Raw genomic sequence first — 4,641 nt, 5'->3', positions numbered from 1 at the left:
ACGATGGATAGGGGTTCTGAGAGGAAGGTCCCCCACACTGGTACTGAGACACGGACCAGACTCCTACGGGAGGCAGCAGTGAGGAATATTGGTCAATGGGCGAGAGCCTGAACCAGCCAAGTCGCGTGAAGGATGAAGGATCTATGGTTTGTAAACTTCTTTTATATGGGAATAAAGTGAGGAACGTGTTCCTTTTTGTATGTACCATATGAATAAGCATCGGCTAACTCCGTGCCAGCAGCCGCGGTAATACGGAGGATGCGAGCGTTATCCGGATTTATTGGGTTTAAAGGGTGCGTAGGTGGCTTATTAAGTCAGCGGTGAAAGTTTGTGGCTTAACCATAAAATTGCCGTTGAAACTGGTTAGCTTGAGTATATTTGAGGTAGGCGGAATGCGTGGTGTAGCGGTGAAATGCATAGATATCACGCAGAACTCCGATTGCGAAGGCAGCTTACTAAACTATAACTGACACTGAAGCACGAAAGCGTGGGGATCAAACAGGATTAGATACCCTGGTAGTCCACGCAGTAAACGATGATTACTAGCTGTTTGCGATACACAGTAAGCGGCACAGCGAAAGCGTTAAGTAATCCACCTGGGGAGTACGCCGGCAACGGTGAAACTCAAAGGAATTGACGGGGGCCCGCACAAGCGGAGGAACATGTGGTTTAATTCGATGATACGCGAGGAACCTTACCCGGGTTTGAACGCATTCGGACCGGAGTGGAAACACTTCTTCTAGTAATAGCCGTTTGCGAGGTGCTGCATGGTTGTCGTCAGCTCGTGCCGTGAGGTGTCGGCTTAAGTGCCATAACGAGCGCAACCCTTATCACTAGTTACTAACAGGTCAAGCTGAGGACTCTAGTGAGACTGCCAGCGTAAGCTGTGAGGAAGGTGGGGATGACGTCAAATCAGCACGGCCCTTACATCCGGGGCGACACACGTGTTACAATGGTGGGGACAAAGGGCAGCTACCTGGCGACAGGATGCTAATCTCCAAACCCCATCTCAGTTCGGATCGAAGTCTGCAACCCGACTTCGTGAAGCTGGATTCGCTAGTAATCGCGCATCAGCCATGGCGCGGTGAATACGTTCCCGGGCCTTGTACACACCGCCCGTCAAGCCATGGGAGTTGGGGGTACCTAAAGTCCGTAACCGCAAGGATCGGCCTAGGGTAAAACCGATGACTGGGGCTAAGTCGTAACAAGGTAGCCGTACCGGAAGGTGCGGCTGGAACACCTCCTTTCTGGAGCTAAGAGTTCGTTATCAAGTTGACTAAAAGGTATTAGTTAACTTGTACTACGGTTGAATATGTATAAAATATAGATCTACCGGCAATAAAACGTCGGCAAGAGAGAAAAATGATGCTGAGGGAAACCAAGGCAAAGTTGACAGTCCTATAGCTCAGTTGGTTAGAGCGCTACACTGATAATGTAGAGGTCGGCAGTTCAACTCTGCCTGGGACTACAGAATCTCTAAGAGAGAATTTTGGGGGATTAGCTCAGCTGGCTAGAGCATCTGCCTTGCACGCAGAGGGTCAACGGTTCGAATCCGTTATTCTCCACTCCAAAATAATTGGCAGATTGGCATATTGCTAAATTGGCATATTGCTAAATTGGCAAATTATTGAAAAGATCTTTGACATGATGGACAACGTAAAATAAAGTAACAAGAGCAAGCTGAAGATATATCAATCCGAATTACCCGTGTGGTAAGCGGAAATAAGAAAGTAAGCAAGGGCAGACGGTGGATGCCTTGGCTCTCGGAGGCGACGAAGGACGTGATAAGCTGCGATAAGCTGGGGGGAGATGCAAATAATCTTTGATCCTCAGATTTCCGAATGGGGCAACCCGGCAGGTTGAAGGCCTGTCATCCCGTAATGGGAGGCGAACGTGGGGAACTGAAACATCTAAGTACCCATAGGAGGAGAAAATAAAAATGATTCCGCAAGTAGTGGCGAGCGAACGCGGAAGAGCCCAAACCGGTATTGTTTAGGCAATACCGGGGTTGTAGGACCACGCTGTGGCAAGAAATTAGGAAAGTGGAACACTTTGGAAAAAGTGATCATAGAGGGTGAAAATCCCGTACACGACTTTCTAACGAAGCCTAGTGGTATCCTGAGTAGCGCGGAGCACGAGAAATTCTGTGTGAATTAGCGGGGCCCATCCCGTAAGGCTAAATACTCCCGAGAGACCGATAGCGAACCAGTACCGTGAGGGAAAGGTGAAAAGAACCTCGAACAGAGGAGTGAAATAGACCCTGAACCCGTCTGCCTACAAGCGGTCGGAGCAACGTAAGTTGTGACGGCGTGCCTTTTGCATAATGAACCTACGAGTTACTTTCTCCGGCAAGGTTAAGTATTTCAGATACGGAGCCGAAGCGAAAGCGAGTCTGAACAGGGCGAATTAGTCGGAGGGAGTAGACGCGAAACCAAGTGATCTACCCATGGTCAGGTTGAAGGTTAGGTAACACTAACTGGAGGACCGAACCGGTAAGCGTTGAAAAGCTTTCGGATGAACTGTGGGTAGGGGTGAAAGGCTAATCAAACTTGGAGATAGCTCGTACTCCCCGAAATGCATTTAGGTGCAGCCTTTATTTAGTATAGCATGAGGTAGAGCGACTGATTGGATGCGAGGGCTTCACCGCCTATCAAGTCCAGATAAACTCCGAATGCGTGCTATATATTGATAAGGAGTGAGGGCGCGGGTGCTAAGGTCCGCGTCCGAGAGGAGAAGAATCCAGACCATCAGCTAAGGTCCCCAAATAACAGTTAAGTTGAACTAACGAAGTCAGACTGCAGAGACAGCTAGGATGTTGGCTTGGAAGCAGCCATTCATTTAAAGAGTGCGTAACAGCTCACTAGTCGAGGAGTTTGGCGTGGATAATACTCGGGCATAAACTGTTTACCGAAGCTATGGATCCAGAGTTATGGATGGTAGGGGAGCATTCCAGTGGCGTTGAAGGTGAGGGATAACCCTTGCTGGAGTAGCTGGAAAAGCAAATGTAGGTATAAGTAACGATAAAGGAAGTGAGAAACTTCCTCGCCGAAAGACTAAGGTTTCCTGATCAACGTTAATCGGATCAGGGTAAGTCGGGACCTAAGGATAAGCCGAACGGCGATTCCGATGGAAGAATGGTTTAATATTCCCATACTACTTTATAGAGCGATGTGGAGACGGAGAAGTGACAGTCCTGCCAACTGACGGAATAGTTGGTTAAAGGGTGTAGACGTCGATCGAAGTAGGCAAATCCGCTTTGAGAGTCGAACCTGACAGTATGCCGAGTACTTGTACAAGGCAATATGGATGTAAACAGGCTCCCTAGAAAATCCGCTAAGCATATCTATAGAGTACCCGTACCGTAAACGGACACACGTAGTTGGGTTGAGAATACTGAGGCGCTCGAGTGATTCACGGTTAAGGAACTAGGCAAATTGACCCTGTAACTTCGGGATAAAGGGTCCCTGTCAGCGATGGCAGGGCGCAGAGAATAGGTCCAGGCAACTGTTTAACAAAAACACATGGCTGTGCGAAATAGAAATATGAAGTATACAGCCTGACACCTGCCCGGTGCTGGAAGGTTAAGAGGAGAGCTCATCGCAAGAGAAGGTTTGAATTGAAGCCCCAGTAAACGGCGGCCGTAACTATAACGGTCCTAAGGTAGCGAAATTCCTTGTCGGGTAAGTTCCGACCTGCACGAATGGTGTAATGATCTGGACACTGTCTCAACCGTGAGCTCGGTGAAATTGTAGTATCGGTGAAGATGCCGATTACCCGCGATGGGACGAAAAGACCCCGTGAACCTTTACTATAGCTTTACATTGAATTTGGGCAACTAATGTGTAGGATAGGCCGGAGACAATGAAGCAGGCACGCCAGTGTTTGTGGAGTCGCCGTTGAAATACGGCCCTTTGGTTGTTTGAGTTCTAACTCGCGTAAGCGAGGACACTGTATGGTGGGTAGTTTGACTGGGGTGGTCGCCTCCAAAAGAGTAACGGAGGCTTCTAAAGGTACCCTCAGACCGATTGGTAACCGGTCGTAGAGTGTAATGGCATAAGGGTGCTTGACTGGGAGAGATACAACTCGATCAGGTAGGAAACTAGAGCATAGTGATCCGGTGGTTCCGCATGGAAGGGCCATCGCTCAAAGGATAAAAGGTACTCCGGGGATAACAGGCTGATCGCTCCCAAGAGCTCATATCGACGGAGCGGTTTGGCACCTCGATGTCGGCTCGTCACATCCTGGGGCTGGAGAAGGTCCCAAGGGTTGGGCTGTTCGCCCATTAAAGTGGCACGCGAGCTGGGTTCAGAACGTCGTGAGACAGTTCGGTCTCTATCTATCGTGGGCGCAGGAGATTTGAGTGGCTCTGACACTAGTACGAGAGGACCGTGTTGGACAGACCTCTGGTTTACCGGTTGTACCGCCAGGTGCACCGCCGGGTATCTAAGTCTGGATTGGATAAGTGCTGAAAGCATCTAAGTACGAAGCCAGCCTCAAGATAAGATCTCCCTGAGGGTCGTTGTAGACTACGACGTAGATAGGCTACAGGTGTAAGGGCAGTAATGTCGAAGCCGAGTAGTACTAATAGCCCGAGACTTTCTATTTCCGAGAGGAAGGATTGATATATCAGCAGTGTTAGTA

The 4,641-nt window shown here is 49.1% G+C and carries 2 tRNA genes and 2 rRNA genes; all 4 read left to right on the top strand.

The annotated features are described in order from the left end of the window. Nucleotides 1-1,247, top strand: a 16S ribosomal RNA gene (locus tag NBH15_RS28915); the annotation flags it as partial. Between the two features lie 147 nt (nucleotides 1,248-1,394). Beyond that, nucleotides 1,395-1,468, top strand: a tRNA-Ile gene (locus tag NBH15_RS28910). Between the two features lie 23 nt (nucleotides 1,469-1,491). Beyond that, nucleotides 1,492-1,565: transfer RNA gene (locus NBH15_RS28905), tRNA-Ala, on the top strand. Nucleotides 1,566-1,724: 159 nt separating this feature from the next. Continuing rightward, nucleotides 1,725-4,604, top strand: a 23S ribosomal RNA gene (locus tag NBH15_RS28900). The last annotated feature ends 37 nt before the right edge of the window (nucleotides 4,605-4,641 follow it).

Origin of the sequence: Parabacteroides caeci (assembly GCF_023656795.1) — a bacterium.
GTDB lineage: Bacteria > Bacteroidota > Bacteroidia > Bacteroidales > Tannerellaceae > Parabacteroides > Parabacteroides segnis.
The sequence above is the reverse complement of the archived record's forward strand: the minus strand, read 5'-3'. Positions and strand labels throughout refer to the sequence as shown.